The organism is Serratia sp. LTN-2 (genome assembly GCF_059740205.1).
Map to the genome: position 1 here is coordinate 102,101 of NZ_JCAXDO010000013.1, position 14,866 is coordinate 116,966.

Here is a 14,866-nt window from a genome sequence, read left to right on the forward strand (position 1 = left end):
TCATGCAGCAGTTGTTACAGCTTGTCGAGCAGCACAAGGCCGGTATGCCGGTCGGGATCTTTTCCGTCTGTTCCGCCCATCCCTGGGTTCTGAAGGCCGCGTTGCGGCAGGCCAAAGCCCGTGGCACGCCGGTGTTGGTGGAAGCGACGTCCAACCAGGTCAATCAGTTCGGCGGCTATACCGGCCAAACGGCGACCCAGTTTCGCGATGCGCTGTGGCGGCTGGCGGATGAGGTTGGTCTGGCGCGCGAGCGCGTGTGGCTGGGCGGCGACCATCTGGGGCCCAACGCCTGGCAAGATCGCCCGGCTCAGGAAGCGATGACGCTGGCGGAAACGTTGATCGACGATTACGTCCGCGCGGGATTTCGCAAAATTCATCTCGATTGTTCCATGTCGTGCGCCGATGATCCCTCGCCTCTGGGGGATGCCGCTGTCGCCGAGCGGGCCGCGCGTTTGTGCGCGGTGGCGGAACGCGCCTGGGCGCAGAGCGGCGGCGAAGCGCCGGTCTATGTGATAGGCACCGAAGTGCCGGTGCCGGGCGGCGCGCAGGAAGCGCTGGCGGGCCTGCAGGTCACCACGCCGCAGGCGGTGGCGCAAACCCTGGAAACACACCGTATCGCCTGGCAAAAGGCCGAGCTGAACGATGCCTGGCAGCGAACCATCGCGCTGGTGGTGCAGCCGGGCGTCGAGTTCGATCACCACAGCGTCGAACGTTACCAGCCGCAACGCGCCGATGCACTGAGCCATTTCATCGAACGGCAGCCGGGCATGATCTATGAAGCGCACTCCACGGACTACCAACCGCCGCAGGCCTATCGCCAGCTGGTGCGCGATCATTTCGCCATCCTGAAGGTGGGGCCGGCGCTGACCTTTGCGCTGCGCGAAGCGCTGTTCGCCCTCGATCGCATCGAACGCGAATGGCTGGGGGAACGCCAGTCGGCGCAGCTGTGCGCCACGCTGGAACAGGTGATGCGCGAGCAGCCGCAACAGTGGAGCCGCTATTACCACGGTACGCCGCACCAGCAGTACCTCGATCGCCACTACAGCCTGAGCGATCGGGTGCGTTACTACTGGCCGCAGCCGCAGGTGCAGCAGGCGGTCGACGGCTTGCTGGACAACCTGCGCCGCAGCCCGGCGCCGCTGGCGCTGCTCAGCCAGTATCTGCCGGATCAGGCGCGGGCGCTGAACGCCGGCGAATTGAGCGCCGATCCGCAGGAGTGGGTGCTGCATAAAGTGACGCAGGTGCTCGACGATTACCACGCCGCCTGCTATCCGGAGGGCCGCTGACATGCCGAACATTTTAATGACCCGCATCGACAATCGCCTGGTGCACGGCCAGGTGGGCGTGACCTGGACCAACACTCTCGGCGCCAACCTGGTGGTGGTGGCCAACGACGAGGCCGCCGCCGATCCGGTGCAGCAGAACCTGATGGACATGGTGGTGGCGGAAGGGGTGCAGACCCGTTATTTCACGCTGCAGAAAACCATCGACGTGATCCACAAGGCGGCGGATCGACAGAAGATCTTTCTGGTATGCAAAACGCCGCAGGACGTGTTGACGCTGGTGCGCGGCGGGGTGCCGATCCGTTTCGTCAACGTCGGCAATATGCATTTCGCCGAGGGGAAGCGGCAGGTGCACAAAACGGTGTCGCTGGACGACGGCGACGTGGCCGCGTTCCGCGCGCTGGCGGCGCTGGGCGTGGAGTGCGAAGTGCGCCGGGTGCCGGATGAGGCGGGCGAGGCGATCGGCAAACTGCTCTTTTGAGCCTGGGGGGAAGCATGTTGACGGATGCGTTATTGATTGCGCTGTTGGCCGGGTTGGCGGGGGTTGACCTGTTCGACGGCCTGACCCACTTCCACCGGCCGGTGGTGATGGGGCCGCTGGTGGGGCTGATTTTGGGCGACGTCTACACCGGCTTGCTGGTGGGCGGCACGCTGGAGCTGGTGTGGATGGGGATGGTGCCGCTGGCGGGCGCCCAACCGCCGAACGTGGTGATCGGCGGGGTGATCGGCACCGCGTTCGCCATTCTGACCAAGGCCGATCCTAAAGTGGCGATCGGCGTGGCGGTGCCGTTCTCGATAGCGGTGCAGGGCTGCATCACGCTGCTGTTTACGCTGTTCTCACCGATGATGCACCGCTGCGATCGTATGGTGAAAGAGCTGAACTGGCGCGGCATCGAACGGGTGAACTACCTCGGTATCAGCATTCTGTTCATCTTCTATTTCGTGGTGGCGTTCCTGCCGATTTACTTCGGCGCCGATGCGGCCAGCGCCATGGTGCAGAAGGCGCCGGGCTGGCTGCTGGACGGACTGGCGGTGGCGGGCGGCATGATGCCGGCAATCGGTTTCTCGCTGCTGATGAAGGTGATGATGAAAAAAACCTACGTGGCCTATTTCATTCTCGGTTTCATCTCGGTCACGTTTCTCAAACTGCCGATTCTGGCGGTGGCGCTGGGTGCCCTGGCGATCGCTCTGATCGACTTCTTCAACACGCAACGCGGCGCGGCAGAGGCGACGGCTCGGCCCGCTCCGCAGGAGGACGCCGAAGATGGCATTTAACGATTCCGACGATCTGCTGGCGCAAAAGGCCGAGCAGCGCATGGCGCAGGCGCTGGCCACCAGCCAGGTGGAGCAGGACGATTACCTGGACAGCCAGCCCGCCGAAGCGCTGACGCGCGGCGACATCAACCGCATGGCCTGGCGTTCGCTGCTGCTGCAGGCATCGTTCAACTACGAGCGCATGCAGGCCGGCGGCTGGCTGTATCAGCTGATCCCCGGGCTGCGCAAGATCCACCGCAACCCGCAGGATTTGGCCAATTCGATGAAGATGCACATGGAGTTTATCAATGTGCACCCGTTCGACGTCACCTTCCTGTCCGGCCTGGTGCTGGCAATGGAGCAGAACAAGGAGAAGATCTCCACCATCCGCGCGGTGAAAGTGGCGCTGATGGGGCCGCTTGGCGGCATCGGCGACGCGCTGTTTTGGTTGACGCTGCTGCCGATCTGCGCCGGGATAGGCGCTTCGTTGGCGCTGGAGGGCAGCCTGTTCGGGCCGATCGTCTTCCTGCTGCTGTTCAACCTGTTCCACTTCGGCCTGCGTTTCGGGCTGGCGCACTACGGCTACCAGGCCGGCACCAGCGCGCTGGCGCTGCTGAAGACCCACACCCGGCGTATTTCGCACGCCGCCTCCATTGTCGGCATGACGGTGATCGGCGCGCTGGTGGCCTCGTATGTGCATCTGTCCACGCCGCTGGTGATGCATGCCGGCAAGGCCAGCGTGGCGCTGCAGACCGACGTGCTGGACAAGCTGATGCCCAACTTACTGCCGCTGTGTTTCACGCTGCTCATTTTCTTCCTGATGAAGCGCGGATTCTCGCCGGTGAAGCTGATTGGCGTCACCGTAGTCATCGGCGTAGCGGGCAAATTTATCGGCATTTTGTGAGGAGCGGAATATGCCAGGCATTGTGATTACCGGCCACGGCGGCTTCGCCAGCGGGCTGTTGCAGGCGGTGGAACAGGTGGTGGGGCCACAGCCGCACTGCGCGGCGGTCGATTTCCCCGAACAGATGAGCACCGCGCAGCTCAGGGAGGCTTTGCGTTCGGCGCTGGTCGCAGTGGCGCAGCCGGACGGCGTGGTGTTTCTCACCGACATGCTCGGCGGCTCGCCGTTTCGCAGCGCCTGCGAGCTGGCGGATGCGCAGGGGGATTGTGAAGTGCTGACCGGCGTGAATATGCAGCTGGCGGCGGAAATGATGCTGGAGCGCGACGGGTTGAGCCTGGATGAGTTTCGCGAGGTGGCGCTGGCGTGCGGTAAACGCGGCCTGACCAGCCTGTGGCATGAGCGCCGCCGGGTGAAATGCGAAAACGTACAGGCCGACGGCATCTGAACGAAAACCGGGCGCGCTCGCGCCCGGCTTCGTGAGTTATGCCGGCAACGGGCTCTGCGCCAGGCGCGCCGGTTGGTCTTCGCCGCGGCTGAAGCGCCAGCAGGTCTGGTGATATTTCGCCACGCTGTTGCGGTGCGCCACGCTGATCAGCGTCACGTCCGGCAGTTCATCCACCAGCAGGCAGTACATCAATTGCTCGGTTTCATCGTCCAGCGCGCTGGTGGCTTCGTCAAGGAACAGGAGGCTCGGGCGTATCAGCAGGGCGCGGGCGAAGGCCAGCCGCTGTTGCTCGCCCGGCGACAGGCGATGGCTCCAGTTGGCGGAGGTGTCCAGCCAGCGCTGCAGGTGTTTCAGGCGGCAGTTTTCCAGCACCCGCATCAGCTGCGCGTCGCTGTATTCTGTCGCCAGGCTCGGATAGCTCAACGCTTCGCGCAGCGTGCCGATCGGAATGTAGCTGCGCTGTGGCAGGAACAGCGTGTTGGCGTTGGCCGCCAGCCCGATGGCACCCGCGCCGTAAGGCCAGATGCCGGCGATGGCTCGCAGCAGCGTCGACTTGCCGCAGCCGGAAGGGCCGACGATCAGCAGGCGATCGCCGCGTTGCAGCGTCATCTCGGCGCCGGTCAGCAGCGGCTGGCCGTCGGGCAAGTTCAGGCTGAGATTGTCCAGCGTTAACGGATGGACGACCTCTTCCCGCAGCTGAATGCCGCGCGGCTGATGATGCACCTGATCGACGGCGGCATTGAAGCCCGCCAGACGGTTGACGCAGGCTTTCCAGGTCGCCAAATCGTTGAAAGCGTCGATAAACCACGACAGCGCCCCCTGCACCTGGCCGAAGGCCGAGGCGATCTGCATCAGGCCGCCCATCTGGATGGCGCCGGAGAAGTAGCGTGGCGCCGCCACCAGCAGCGGAAACACGATGGCGAACTGGCCGTAGAAGTTGGTGGCGATGTTCAGCCGCCGGGTGATGCGCATGATCGCCCACCAGTTGCTGCGAATGGTATCGAAACGGTCGCCCAACTGCTGTGCCTCGCGCGGTTCGCCGTGGTACAGCGCGATGGCGTCATTGTTTTCACGGATGCGGATCAGGCCGAAACGGAAGTTCGCCTCGTACCGTTCCTGGTTGAAGCCCAGCATGACCAGCGGTTTACCGACCCACCAGATCAACAGCGATCCCAACACCGCATACAGCAGCGCGAACCACACCATATAACCGGGCAAGGTGATGGCGTGCTGGCCGAGTGCGAAGGTCATCGGCCCGCTGACGTGCCATAAAATGTCGATAAAGGAAAACAGCGTCACCAGGCTGGAGAGCAGCCCGAGCGACAGCGACAGGGTATATTGGGTCAACACGTTGAGATCTTCGGCGATACGCTGATCGGGGTTATCGACGATCTGCTGCTGCTCGGTGTGGTAATACGCCTGATGCGCCAGCCATTTATCCATGAACTTTTCCGTCATCCAGCGCCGCCAACGCATCTGCAGCCCCTGGGTCAGGTAGATTTTATAGACCGCCAGCACGATGAAGATCAGCGCCAGATAGGTAAAGCGCCACAGCTGTGCCTTGAACACTGGGTAGTTCTTGTTCTGCAGCGCATCGTAGAACACCTGGTTCCACTGGTTGATCTGCACGCTGATATAGACCAGGCCAAGCGACAGGACGACGATGGCGATCAGCATCATCCAGGCGCGCCATCGCTCCTCTGACACCCAAAAGGGTTTGATCAGCTGCCAAACGGCGTGTTTCTGCAAGGGGGTTGCGTTCATAGCGGCTCATTAATTGCGGCATTTTGTTCAGCATGGGCCGCGGGCCGGTAACAAACAAACCGTGACTGTAAGCAGTTTTGACTCCGCTAACCGTTTGAAATAATACGGTTGAATCGCCGGCGGCCATGCAGGCGATCGCAATTGCGGCATACACTCCGGCGCCGGGCGGTTATACTGGCGCCGAATTTTTGCAGAAAGGATAAACGATGAAGGCTTGGTTTCCCCTGTTGCTGACCTGCGGCGTCTTCGCCAGCGTCCGAGCCTGGGCGCACATTGACGAGCCGGACATTGCTGCCGACTGCCAAAAGGTGGCGAGCTACGCCGAACTGGGAAAAAAGGCCTATCAGCGGCAGGATTACGCCAAAGCCGCCGACATCTTTCGCGATCAGGCGGCCTGGAGCGAATTTTGCGGCCTGAGCGAGCAGGCGGTTGCCACGGCTTACAACAACGTGGCGCTGTCGCTGATGCACGCCGGCGAATTGCTCAAGGCGCAGGCCTATCTGGCGCTGGCACCGCACGACGATAAATCGCAGCACAACCTGAGCCTGTTGCGTCAACGTCTGGCGCAGCGGCCGCAGCCGCAGGGGCCGGGCGGCGTGTATTGGCAATACGCCGGGCGCGGCGTGTGGAGTGAAGTGGTGGTTAAGCCGCAGGGCGAGCGCTGGCTGATCGATTTTTCCGGCTACGCGATGCCGCAGATGGGGCTGTATTACGGGCCGAACATGGGGGACTTTTCCGCGGAGCTGCCGATCGCACACGGCAAGGCCGTCTACCACCAGCACGAGTCGGACAGCGCGCAGGTCTGCGACGTGACGATGGAGTTCGGCGAGCAAGCGTTGGAAATGCACACGCGGGGCGATTGCGGGTTCGGTCACAACGTGCGGGCGGAAGGGCGGTTCGTGCGGGTAGAATGACCCGCCCCGACGACCGGGGCGAGCAGGGTTACGCCAGTGCGGCGGCGCCCAGCAGATTCTTCCAGGCTTCCACATTGCCCAGATAATTGCCGGCCGGCAGCAGATGCAGGCGGCCATCACTATCCTGCAGTGCAAAGGTCGGGAAGCCCTGGCCTTGCACTTTGGCCAGCAGCGCCCGGCTTTCCGCGATATGTTGCGCGGTCGGCGCGCCGCTGTTGAAGCGCATTTCGGCGATAAACGCCGCCGAAGGCAATCCCAGCTCTTTCGCCAACGCTTCCAGCACCGGCGTGTCGGCGATGCGACGGCCTTCCTGATAGTGCGCCTGCTGAATGCGGTGCAACATGTCCAACCCGCGCCCCGCCAGCTTTTCCGCCGCCAGGATAGCGGTGATCGGCGGCTCGGAATCCATTACCGCCGTGGTGTCGCGCAGCAGACCGTTGAAATAGGCTTCACCGAACGGCTGGCCCGTCATTTCGGCGATGCGTTTGTCGTGCGGAATGACGTAGTTGCGCCATTCGTCGGTAATCTGACGGCGGTTGTTGCCGGTCATCATGCCGCCGGCGTGCGGCACGACCTTGAGCCCTGGGAGGCTCTGAGCCGCTTTCACCAGCGGCGCGGCGCCGTAGCACCAACCGCACAGCGGATCGAAAATGTAATGCAAAGTGGTTTCGGTCATCTTAGCTCCTCGCCTGGCGCGGCGGTTCGCCGCCGCGCCAGGACTGGTTCAATCACGCTCGGGCGCTTATTGCGGCCACTTCATCTCGCCTTTCAGCACTTTCGCGCTCAGTTCCAGACTCGATTCGTCTTTCAGCGTCGGGTAGTGCTTTTTCATCGCTTCAATCAGCGCGGCGGAATCCTTGGCCTTAGGTAGCTCGGCTTCCAGCGTGGTCAGGTATTTCTGAGTGAAATGCACCGATGCCAGCGTCTGCGCTGCACCCGGCAGGAAGTGGCCCGGCACGACGACCTGCGGCTTCAGCGCTTCGATGTTTTTCAGCGTCTGCTGCCAGTGCTGGCGCGATTCCACGCTCTGGTTGTCGGCGATCCACGGATGGATATTGTCCCCGGCGACCGCGACACCGCCCACTACCGCTTTCAGCGCCGGGATCCAGACGAAGGTGCGATCGGGAGTCGGGCCGTTCAGACCTTTCACTTCCACTTTTTGGCCGTCGATGGTGAAGCTGTCGCCCTGCAGCGGCTGCGGCACGATCACGGTTTTAGGCGCGTTGTCTTTCAGGATTGGGCCCCAGTAGGCGACTTTACCGTCTTTGGTGGCGTTGATGTCCTTGATGGTGCCCGGCGAAGCGATGATTTTCGCCTCCGGGAAGGCGGCCTTAATCACGTCCAGACCGAAGTAGAAATCCGGATCCGAATGGCTGATGTAGACGGTGGTCAGTTTTTTGCCGGTCGCCTTGATCTTTTTCACCAGCTCTTCGGCATCGTTGCGCTGGAACTGAGCGTCGATCAGCGCCACTTCGTGTTTGCCGCTGACGATCTCGGAAGACACCGGGAACACGCTTTTCTCGCCCGGGTTATACACTTCCATGGTCAGGGTGTCGGCAGCGGTGGCGTAAGCGCTCAGGGTGGCGACGCCGGTGAAGGCCAGAGTTAACAGTGATTTCTTAAACATGGGCAGAGGTCCTTAGGTATCGGTTAATGTTGTAATGATGTTAGGTTGCATAAAGCGATAGAAAAACCGGATAATAAGCAATTATTCGTTGCATAAATCGGACTAATCATGGATCGCATTACCGCCGCTGAGGTTTTTGTCACCATCGTCGATCGCGGCAGCATGATCGCCGCCGCGGAAACGCTGGAGATGTCACGTGCGATGGTGACGCGCTATCTGGCGCAAATGGAGCAATGGGCCGGAGCGCGTTTACTGCATCGCACTACCCGTAAGCTTAGTCTGACCGACGCCGGTGAGCGCACTCTTGAGCGATGTCGGCAAATGTTGGCGTTGGCGGGGGAGATCGATCTGGTGGAGGAAGGGCAGAGCGATGAGCTGCGTGGCCTGCTGCGCATCACCTGTTCGCAGTCGCTGGGGCAAACGGCGCTGGTGGGGGCCGTCGCTCAATATCTGAAGCGTCACCCGCAGGTGGCGGTCGATCTGCAGATGAACAACCGGGCGGTGAATCTGGTGGAGGAACGCATCGATCTGGCGCTGCGCATCACCAATGAGCTGGATCCCAATCTGATCGCCCGGCCGCTGTCCAGCTGCGCGTCGGTGGTGTGCGCCGCGCCGGCTTATCTGGCGGCGCACGGCACGCCGCGTCAGCCGCAGGATCTGGCGTTGCACAACTGTCTGACCTACTCCTATTTCGGCAAAAGCCTGTGGCATTTCGACGCGCAGGGGGTGAAATCGGCGGTGGCGGTCAGCGGTAACCTGAGCGCCAATGAGTCGGTGGTGTTGATGGCCGGCACGGTGCAGGGCGCAGGCATTTCCATGCAGCCCTATTATTCGGCGGCGCCGCTGCTGGCCAGCGGCGAGCTGGTGGAACTGTTGCCGGGCTATCGGCCGCAGTCGATGGGCATCTACGGCATCTACACTTCACGTCGACAAATGCCCGCTACCCTGCGCACCATGCTGGACTTTCTGGTGGAGTGGTTCGCCAGCGATCCGCAGTGGCAGGCGACGCTTCGCTGATGAAATTAACAATGCGGTAACATTTGCACACATTTTTCATCGTCAGCGCATTCAAGCGCTTAGCGCCCAGCGCTGAATGATTTGTGCGCTGTCCGCCTGTCTCTGCTGGTCTTCGCTCTGCGCCGCGTGCTATTTCTGTGGGGCGAAAAGCGAGAATAAAACTTATTAATTATAGGGTTAAGTATTATCCCTCCGCTTGGAACATCTCATCTGACCCCGCTTGTTCGGGCCGCCCTGCGGGTGGCCCGGGATTATGCTTGTTTATTGAATAGCCCTGAGCGTCTGACGCCGGGCTGTGTTGACCGGGAGCGTTACCCATGCCTGTTTCTTTGCTCGCACTGGCATTAAGTGCATTTGCCATCGGCACCACCGAATTCGTCATTATGGGGCTGCTGCCTGACGTGGCGGGGGATCTGCAGGTGTCGATCCCGTCGGCCGGCTGGCTGATCAGCGGCTATGCGTTGGGCGTGGCGATTGGCGCGCCGATCATGGCGCTGTTGACCGCCAAACTGCCGCGCAAGAATACGCTGCTGCTGCTGATGGTGATCTTCATCATCGGCAATGTGATGTGCGCGTTGGGATACAGCTATAACTTCTTGATGCTGGCGCGCATCATCACCGCACTGTGTCACGGCGCGTTTTTCGGCATCGGCGCCGTGGTGGCCGCCAATCTGGTGGCGCCCAACCGACGGGCTTCGGCGGTGGCCTTGATGTTCACCGGCCTGACGCTGGCCAACGTGCTGGGCGTGCCGCTCGGCACCGCCTTGGGGCAGGCGTTGGGCTGGCGTTCCACCTTCTGGGCGGTGGCGCTGATCGGCGTGCTGTCGTTGTTGGCGCTGTATGCCAAGCTGCCTGCGTTAAAAGATGAGGCGCCGACCGATCTGAAAAAAGAGCTGGCGGCGTTGCGCGGCGGCGGCATTTGGCTGTCGCTGTTGATGACGGTGGCGTTCGCCGCCTCAATGTTTGCGCTGTTCACCTATATCGCGCCGTTGCTGACCGAAGTGACCGGTGTCTCGGCGAGCGGCGTAAGCTGGACGCTGCTGCTGATGGGCGTAGGCCTGACGGTGGGCAATATCGTTGGCGGTCGCTTGGCTGACTGGCGGTTGGCGCTGACGCTCAGCTGCACTTTCCTGGCTATTGCGCTGTTCGCCGCCTTGTTCCACTGGACCAGCCATGCGCTGGTGCCGGCGGAAATGACTCTGTTCCTGTGGGCCGCCGCCGCTTTCGCCGCGGTGCCGGCGCTGCAGATCAACGTGGTGACTTACGGCAAGAAAGCGCCGAATCTGGTTTCCACACTGAATATTGCGGCGTTTAACGTCGGCAATGCACTCGGCGCCTGGGTAGGCGGAGCGGTGATTGCGCAGGGGCTGGGGTTGACCCGCGTTCCTCTGGCGGCGGCGGCGATAGCGCTGCTGGGGCTTCTGCTGTGCCTGGTGACCTTTAAACGCGCCAAGCGCCCGGCTAGCGCCTGATCGCCGCGTCGAGCCGAGCGGGGAAACCGGCCGCCTGCTGATGCAGATGGTCGATAAAGGCCGTGACCAGCGCAGAAGAAGGGCGATGCAGCGGCCGGATCAGGCTGACGGTGAACGGTACCTCGATGCTGAACGGCCGCACGTGCACCCCGCTGCCGGCATAGTCGAGCGCCGTCAACGGGTTGACGATCGATACGCCCACGCCGGCCCTCACCATGGCGCACACCGATGCTGCGCTGTGGGTCTCCATCACCATGCGCCGTTCGACGCCCTGTTCGGCGAACAGCGCATCCAGCAAGTGACGATAGCTGTCGGTGCTCGACAGGCTGATAAAGTTTTGCCCGGCGAAATCCTGCGGCGTCAGCTGGTCTTTCGCCGATAAAGGGTGACCCGCCGGCAGCACGCAGACTTCGTTCAACGTCATCAGCGTCATTCGCTCGGTACCCGCCGGCGTCAGGGCGGTTTCCGTCAGCCCAAGGTCGTGGCGCTGGGCCGACAGCCACTCCTCCAACAGCGGTGACTCCTGCGGGATCACGCTGAAGCTGACTTCCGGATAACGTTCGATAAAGGGCCGACACACCGCCGGCAGCAGCGATTGAGAAAATACCGGCAGGCACAGGATCGACAGCTGCGCCTGCTGAAACTGGCGAATGCCGGCGGCGGCGTTGACGATGCGATCGAGGCCGTAATAGGAGCGTTGCACTTCTTCGAACAGCCGCAGCCCCTGCACGGTAGGGGACAAACGCCCCCGCACCCGGTCGAACAGCTGCAGCCGGATCAGTTTCTCAAAGCGCGCCAGCTCGCGGCTGACGGTCGGCTGCGAGGTTTGCAGCAGGGCCGCCGCTTCGGTCAGGTTGCCGGTGGTCATCACCGCCCGAAAGATTTCGATCTGTCGCAAAGAGATGTTGTGCATGGCGAGGCTGCTCGGCTGGGGAAGAAAGCCATATCATAAATGAATAGACTACGGCTAAATAGATATTTTCCAGTCGATTCAGCGTGCGGCACTATGGCTTTATCCGCCGTTACTTTCGAATTGGGAATATCGCCATGCCACGCCCGTTGCACGACACCTCCACCGCGTTGAACGCCGCTAACCTGCTGGCCTTGCCGCAGCGTTTCGGTTGCCCGGTCTGGGCCTATGATGCCGACATCATCAGCCAGCGCATCGCTCAGCTGCGCCACTTCGACACCATCCGCTTCGCGCAGAAGGCCTGTTCGAACATTCATATTTTGCGCTTGATGCGCGAGCAGGGCGTGAAGGTGGATTCGGTATCGCTGGGTGAAATCGAGCGGGCGCTGCAGGCCGGTTTTCAGCCGGGCGGCGAACCGAGCGAGATCGTCTTTACCGCAGACGTGCTGGATCACGCCACGCTGGCGCGCGTCAGCGAATTGAAGATCCCGGTCAACGCCGGTTCCATCGACATGCTGGATCAACTCGGTCAGGCTTCTGCGGGGCACCCGGTGTGGCTGCGCATTAATCCGGGATTTGGCCACGGCCACAGCCAGAAAACCAACACCGGCGGCGAGAACAGCAAGCACGGCATCTGGTATGCCGATCTGCCGCAGGCGGTGGAGAAGATCCGCCGCTATGGCCTGAAGCTTGTCGGCGTGCATATGCATATCGGTTCCGGCGTCGATTACCAGCATCTGGAGCGAGTTTGCGACGCGATGGTGCAGCAGGTGATCGATCTCGGCCATGACATCAGCGCCATTTCTGCCGGTGGCGGCCTGTCTATCCCCTATCAGTACGGCGAAGAAGCGATCGATACCGAGCACTATTTCGGTTTGTGGAACCGGGCGCGTGAGCGCATCGCCGCGCATTTGGGGCACCCGGTACAGTTGGAGATTGAACCCGGGCGTTTCCTGATGGCGGAGGCAGGCGTGCTGGTGGCCGAAGTGCGGGCGGTGAAAGACATGGGCAGCCGCCACTTCGTGCTGGTGGACGCCGGCTTTAACGATCTGATGCGGCCGGCGATGTACGGCAGCTACCACCATATTTCGCTGTTGCCGGCCGATGGCAGCGACACGTCGGGGCAGCCGCTGCGCGAAACGGTGATCGCCGGGCCGCTGTGCGAATCCGGCGACGTGTTCACCCAGCAGGCGGGCGGCGGCGTGGAAACCCGCGAGCTGCCGCCGGTGCAGATCGGCGATTATCTGGTGTTCCACGATACCGGCGCATACGGCGCGTCGATGTCTTCCAACTACAACAGCCGTCCGCTGTTGCCTGAAGTGCTGTTCGAAAACGGCGAACCGCGTTTGATCCGTCGCCGCCAAACCATCGAAGAGCTGATCGCGCTGGAGCTTATCTGATAAGCGGGCGGGCGCCTGGCGCCCGCTTCACAGCGTCATGCGGCGGTGCTGGCCATTGGGCAATTGCACGTCCAGCGACAGCGTGCCGCCCATCGCCTCGATATAGCGTTTGAGTGACGACAGTTTTATTTCGCTGCCGCGCTTTTCCAAATTGGCGACGGAGGGTTGGCTGATGCCGAGCCGCTTCGCCAATTCAACCTGAGAGACCGCCAGCTCTTCCCGCAGCATCGCCAGCCGCAGCTCGAAAATTTCCTTGTCCGCTTTTTGCCTGGCTGCGCTAACGACGGCGGGATCGAGCTTGTCGATCAATTGGGATAAAGGTTTAGCCATCTGCACTACCTCCGGGTGGCCAGATAATGTGAAAACTCCATGGCGGCGATGGGCAACATGCGCTGGTAAAAGCGCTTGTCGCCGGTTTTATCGCCACCGCACAACAGCACCGCTTGCCGCTGTGGGTCAAAAGCGAAAAACACTCTGAAAGGGCGCCCGCGATGTTGAACGCGCAGCTCCTTCAACTGCCGGGCCGCGTCGGAAAAATGCAGCGTATCGGCGTGCGGCCGCGCCAACTGCGGGCCGAACGTCTGTAATTTGAAGATTGCCGCCAGGATGCTGGTTTGCTGGGCGTTGTTCAGCGCTAAAAACCAGTCGTCGAACCGTTCGACGGTCACCACTTGCCACATGATTCGCTCCGAATATAGCGTTTATGCTATATAGTGTAAAGGTTATTATTCGAACAATATGCACGAACGCAGGGAGCGGAAAAAATCAACAGTCGGGAAATGCGGAGGGCTGCGCAATATGAACGCATGGGTGACGGCTCACCCATGCAGCGATGTCATTACGGCTGTTCGTGCGCGTTGTTGAGGGTGGCGACCGAGTGGCGGCGCACCAGCGTCGGGCTGAACATGTTGGTGACTTCCGGCAGCGGCTGCCGATTGGCCAGCGCCAGCGCCAGCTCAGCCGCCTGGGTGGCCATCGCCACGATCGGGTAGCGAATGGTGGTCAGGCGGGGCCGCAGATAGCGCGAAATCAGCACGTCATCGAAACCGATCAGCGAAATTTGCCCCGGCACGTCGACGCTGTTATCGCTCAGTACTGACAGCGCGCCGGCGGCCATCGGATCGTTGTAGCAGGTGATGGCGGAGAACGAGCGGCCGCGGCCGAGCAGCTCGGTCATCGCCTGTTCGCCGCCGATCTCGTCCGGCTCGCCGTAGGCGATCAGCTTTTCATCCACCGCAATGCCATGCTCTTGCAGCGCGTCGAGATAGCCTTGCAGGCGATCGGTGGCGTCGGAAATCTGGTGGGTGGAGCAGATGATGGCAATGCGCTGATGCCCTTGCTGGATCAGATGGCGGCTCGCCAACCAGGCGCCGTAGCGATCGTCGAGCGCCACGCAGCGCGCTTCAAAACCCGGCAGCGTGCGGTTGATCAGCACCATGCCGGGGATTTGTTGCATCCAGTCGCAAAGCTCCCGATCGCTCAGCCTTTTGGCGTGCACCACCAGGGCTTCGCAGCGGTGCCGCACCAGCTGTTCTATCGCCTGGCGCTCTTTTTCGGCGTCGTGGTAACCGTTGCCAATCAGCAGAAAATTGCGGGTGGCGTAGGCCACCTGTTCGACCGCTTTGACCATCGCGCCGAAAAAGGGATCGGAAACGTCGGAGACGATCAGGCCCAGCGTCTCGGTGGATTGCTGCGCCAGCGCCCGCGCGTTGGCGTTGGGGTGATACTGCAGCTGTTCCATGGCGGCCAGCACCGCGGTGCGCGATCCTTCGCTGGCCTTGGGGGAATGGTTTATCACGCGGGATACCGTGGCCACGGAAACACCCGCCAGCCTGGCAACATCCTTTATCGTAGCCATATCAGTCAACACATCCTG

At 61.9% G+C, this 14,866-nt stretch carries 16 protein-coding genes; 9 read left to right on the top strand and 7 right to left on the bottom strand.

Going from position 1 to position 14,866, the window contains the following annotated elements:
- The first annotated feature begins 2 nt into the window (after window positions 1–2).
- From AC6BYQ_RS21170 to agaF, 5 genes are read left to right on the top strand one after another with little or no spacing between them, the layout of a single operon-like run.
- Window positions 3–1,286: a D-tagatose-bisphosphate aldolase, class II, non-catalytic subunit gene (locus AC6BYQ_RS21170; RefSeq protein WP_019455695.1), complete on the top strand. Its 1,284-nt coding sequence runs from the start codon at window positions 3–5 to the stop codon at window positions 1,284–1,286.
- Between the two features lies 1 nt (window position 1,287).
- A complete protein-coding gene (agaV, locus tag AC6BYQ_RS21175) occupies window positions 1,288–1,764 on the top strand; it encodes a PTS N-acetylgalactosamine transporter subunit IIB (RefSeq protein WP_019455696.1) in 477 nt (158 codons plus the stop codon).
- Between the two features lie 14 nt (window positions 1,765–1,778).
- On the top strand, window positions 1,779–2,558 hold the full coding sequence (agaW, locus tag AC6BYQ_RS21180) for a PTS N-acetylgalactosamine transporter subunit IIC (RefSeq protein WP_019455697.1): 780 nt from the start codon (window positions 1,779–1,781) through the stop codon (window positions 2,556–2,558).
- Window positions 2,548–3,441: a PTS system mannose/fructose/sorbose family transporter subunit IID gene (locus AC6BYQ_RS21185; protein WP_015378934.1), complete on the top strand. Its 894-nt coding sequence runs from the start codon at window positions 2,548–2,550 to the stop codon at window positions 3,439–3,441. The genes agaW and AC6BYQ_RS21185 overlap by 11 nt, the downstream gene beginning before the upstream one ends.
- A gap of 10 nt (window positions 3,442–3,451) precedes the next feature.
- Entirely contained in the window at window positions 3,452–3,886 is a 435-nt protein-coding gene (gene agaF, locus AC6BYQ_RS21190) for a PTS galactosamine/N-acetylgalactosamine transporter subunit IIA (RefSeq protein ID WP_019455699.1), read from the top strand.
- 36 nt (window positions 3,887–3,922) lie between these two features.
- On the opposite strand, the gene AC6BYQ_RS21195 is transcribed toward agaF, so the two are convergent.
- Window positions 3,923–5,650: an ABC transporter ATP-binding protein/permease gene (locus tag AC6BYQ_RS21195; RefSeq protein ID WP_498057503.1), complete on the bottom strand. Its 1,728-nt coding sequence runs from the start codon at window positions 5,648–5,650 to the stop codon at window positions 3,923–3,925.
- 206 nt (window positions 5,651–5,856) lie between these two features.
- On the opposite strand from AC6BYQ_RS21195, the gene AC6BYQ_RS21200 reads away from it, so the two are divergent.
- Window positions 5,857–6,564, top strand: coding sequence for a hypothetical protein (locus AC6BYQ_RS21200; protein WP_019455701.1), 708 nt, complete (start codon window positions 5,857–5,859; stop codon window positions 6,562–6,564).
- A gap of 28 nt (window positions 6,565–6,592) precedes the next feature.
- Here the strand turns inward: AC6BYQ_RS21200 and AC6BYQ_RS21205 are convergent, their stop codons facing one another.
- Both AC6BYQ_RS21205 and AC6BYQ_RS21210 read right to left on the bottom strand, forming a co-directional pair.
- Window positions 6,593–7,240 (bottom strand): DsbA family protein, encoded by a 648-nt coding sequence (locus AC6BYQ_RS21205; RefSeq protein WP_015378930.1) that lies wholly within the window; start codon window positions 7,238–7,240, stop codon window positions 6,593–6,595.
- Between the two features lie 66 nt (window positions 7,241–7,306).
- Entirely contained in the window at window positions 7,307–8,191 is an 885-nt protein-coding gene (locus AC6BYQ_RS21210) for an MBL fold metallo-hydrolase (protein ID WP_019455702.1), read from the bottom strand.
- A gap of 108 nt (window positions 8,192–8,299) precedes the next feature.
- On the opposite strand from AC6BYQ_RS21210, the gene AC6BYQ_RS21215 reads away from it, so the two are divergent.
- Window positions 8,300–9,208, top strand: coding sequence for a LysR family transcriptional regulator (locus tag AC6BYQ_RS21215; protein WP_019455703.1), 909 nt, complete (start codon window positions 8,300–8,302; stop codon window positions 9,206–9,208).
- A gap of 317 nt (window positions 9,209–9,525) precedes the next feature.
- Window positions 9,526–10,680 carry an MFS transporter gene (locus AC6BYQ_RS21220; RefSeq protein WP_154747467.1) on the top strand — a complete coding sequence of 385 codons (1,155 nt, stop codon included), beginning with the start codon at window positions 9,526–9,528 and terminating at the stop codon, window positions 10,678–10,680.
- Here AC6BYQ_RS21220 and AC6BYQ_RS21225 read toward each other — a convergent pair.
- Window positions 10,670–11,593, bottom strand: a complete 924-nt coding sequence (locus AC6BYQ_RS21225) for a LysR family transcriptional regulator (RefSeq protein ID WP_019455705.1) — start codon at window positions 11,591–11,593, stop codon at window positions 10,670–10,672. The two genes, AC6BYQ_RS21220 and AC6BYQ_RS21225, sit on opposite strands and share 11 nt — an antisense overlap.
- 134 nt (window positions 11,594–11,727) lie before the next feature.
- On the opposite strand from AC6BYQ_RS21225, the gene lysA reads away from it, so the two are divergent.
- Window positions 11,728–12,990: a diaminopimelate decarboxylase gene (gene lysA / locus AC6BYQ_RS21230; RefSeq protein ID WP_498057504.1), complete on the top strand. Its 1,263-nt coding sequence runs from the start codon at window positions 11,728–11,730 to the stop codon at window positions 12,988–12,990.
- A 27-nt stretch (window positions 12,991–13,017) separates the two neighbouring features.
- Here lysA and AC6BYQ_RS21235 read toward each other — a convergent pair whose 3' ends face one another.
- The 3 genes from AC6BYQ_RS21235 to galR form a co-directional block, all read right to left on the bottom strand.
- Entirely contained in the window at window positions 13,018–13,320 is a 303-nt protein-coding gene (locus AC6BYQ_RS21235) for a helix-turn-helix domain-containing protein (protein WP_025160230.1), read from the bottom strand.
- A gap of 5 nt (window positions 13,321–13,325) precedes the next feature.
- Window positions 13,326–13,670 (bottom strand): type II toxin-antitoxin system RelE/ParE family toxin, encoded by a 345-nt coding sequence (locus AC6BYQ_RS21240; RefSeq protein ID WP_033652133.1) that lies wholly within the window; start codon window positions 13,668–13,670, stop codon window positions 13,326–13,328.
- Between the two features lie 158 nt (window positions 13,671–13,828).
- Window positions 13,829–14,848, bottom strand: a complete 1,020-nt coding sequence (gene galR, locus AC6BYQ_RS21245; RefSeq protein ID WP_498057505.1) for an HTH-type transcriptional regulator GalR — start codon at window positions 14,846–14,848, stop codon at window positions 13,829–13,831.
- Window positions 14,849–14,866: the final 18 nt, after the last annotated feature.

Coding starts and splice junctions, on each gene's coding strand:
- AC6BYQ_RS21205 (WP_015378930.1), bottom strand. CDS start 7,240: ATGACCGAAACCACTTTGCATTACATTTTCGATCCGCTGTGCGGTTGG.
- AC6BYQ_RS21215 (WP_019455703.1), top strand. CDS start 8,300: ATGGATCGCATTACCGCCGCTGAGGTTTTTGTCACCATCGTCGATCGC.
- agaF (WP_019455699.1), top strand. CDS start 3,452: ATGCCAGGCATTGTGATTACCGGCCACGGCGGCTTCGCCAGCGGGCTG.
- AC6BYQ_RS21195 (WP_498057503.1), bottom strand. CDS start 5,650: ATGAACGCAACCCCCTTGCAGAAACACGCCGTTTGGCAGCTGATCAAA.
- AC6BYQ_RS21170 (WP_019455695.1), top strand. CDS start 3: ATGCAGCAGTTGTTACAGCTTGTCGAGCAGCACAAGGCCGGTATGCCG.
- lysA (WP_498057504.1), top strand. CDS start 11,728: ATGCCACGCCCGTTGCACGACACCTCCACCGCGTTGAACGCCGCTAAC.
- AC6BYQ_RS21220 (WP_154747467.1), top strand. CDS start 9,526: ATGCCTGTTTCTTTGCTCGCACTGGCATTAAGTGCATTTGCCATCGGC.
- AC6BYQ_RS21235 (WP_025160230.1), bottom strand. CDS start 13,320: ATGGCTAAACCTTTATCCCAATTGATCGACAAGCTCGATCCCGCCGTC.
- agaV (WP_019455696.1), top strand. CDS start 1,288: ATGCCGAACATTTTAATGACCCGCATCGACAATCGCCTGGTGCACGGC.
- AC6BYQ_RS21200 (WP_019455701.1), top strand. CDS start 5,857: ATGAAGGCTTGGTTTCCCCTGTTGCTGACCTGCGGCGTCTTCGCCAGC.
- AC6BYQ_RS21210 (WP_019455702.1), bottom strand. CDS start 8,191: ATGTTTAAGAAATCACTGTTAACTCTGGCCTTCACCGGCGTCGCCACC.
- AC6BYQ_RS21240 (WP_033652133.1), bottom strand. CDS start 13,670: ATGTGGCAAGTGGTGACCGTCGAACGGTTCGACGACTGGTTTTTAGCG.
- AC6BYQ_RS21225 (WP_019455705.1), bottom strand. CDS start 11,593: ATGCACAACATCTCTTTGCGACAGATCGAAATCTTTCGGGCGGTGATG.
- galR (WP_498057505.1), bottom strand. CDS start 14,848: ATGGCTACGATAAAGGATGTTGCCAGGCTGGCGGGTGTTTCCGTGGCC.
- agaW (WP_019455697.1), top strand. CDS start 1,779: ATGTTGACGGATGCGTTATTGATTGCGCTGTTGGCCGGGTTGGCGGGG.
- AC6BYQ_RS21185 (WP_015378934.1), top strand. CDS start 2,548: ATGGCATTTAACGATTCCGACGATCTGCTGGCGCAAAAGGCCGAGCAG.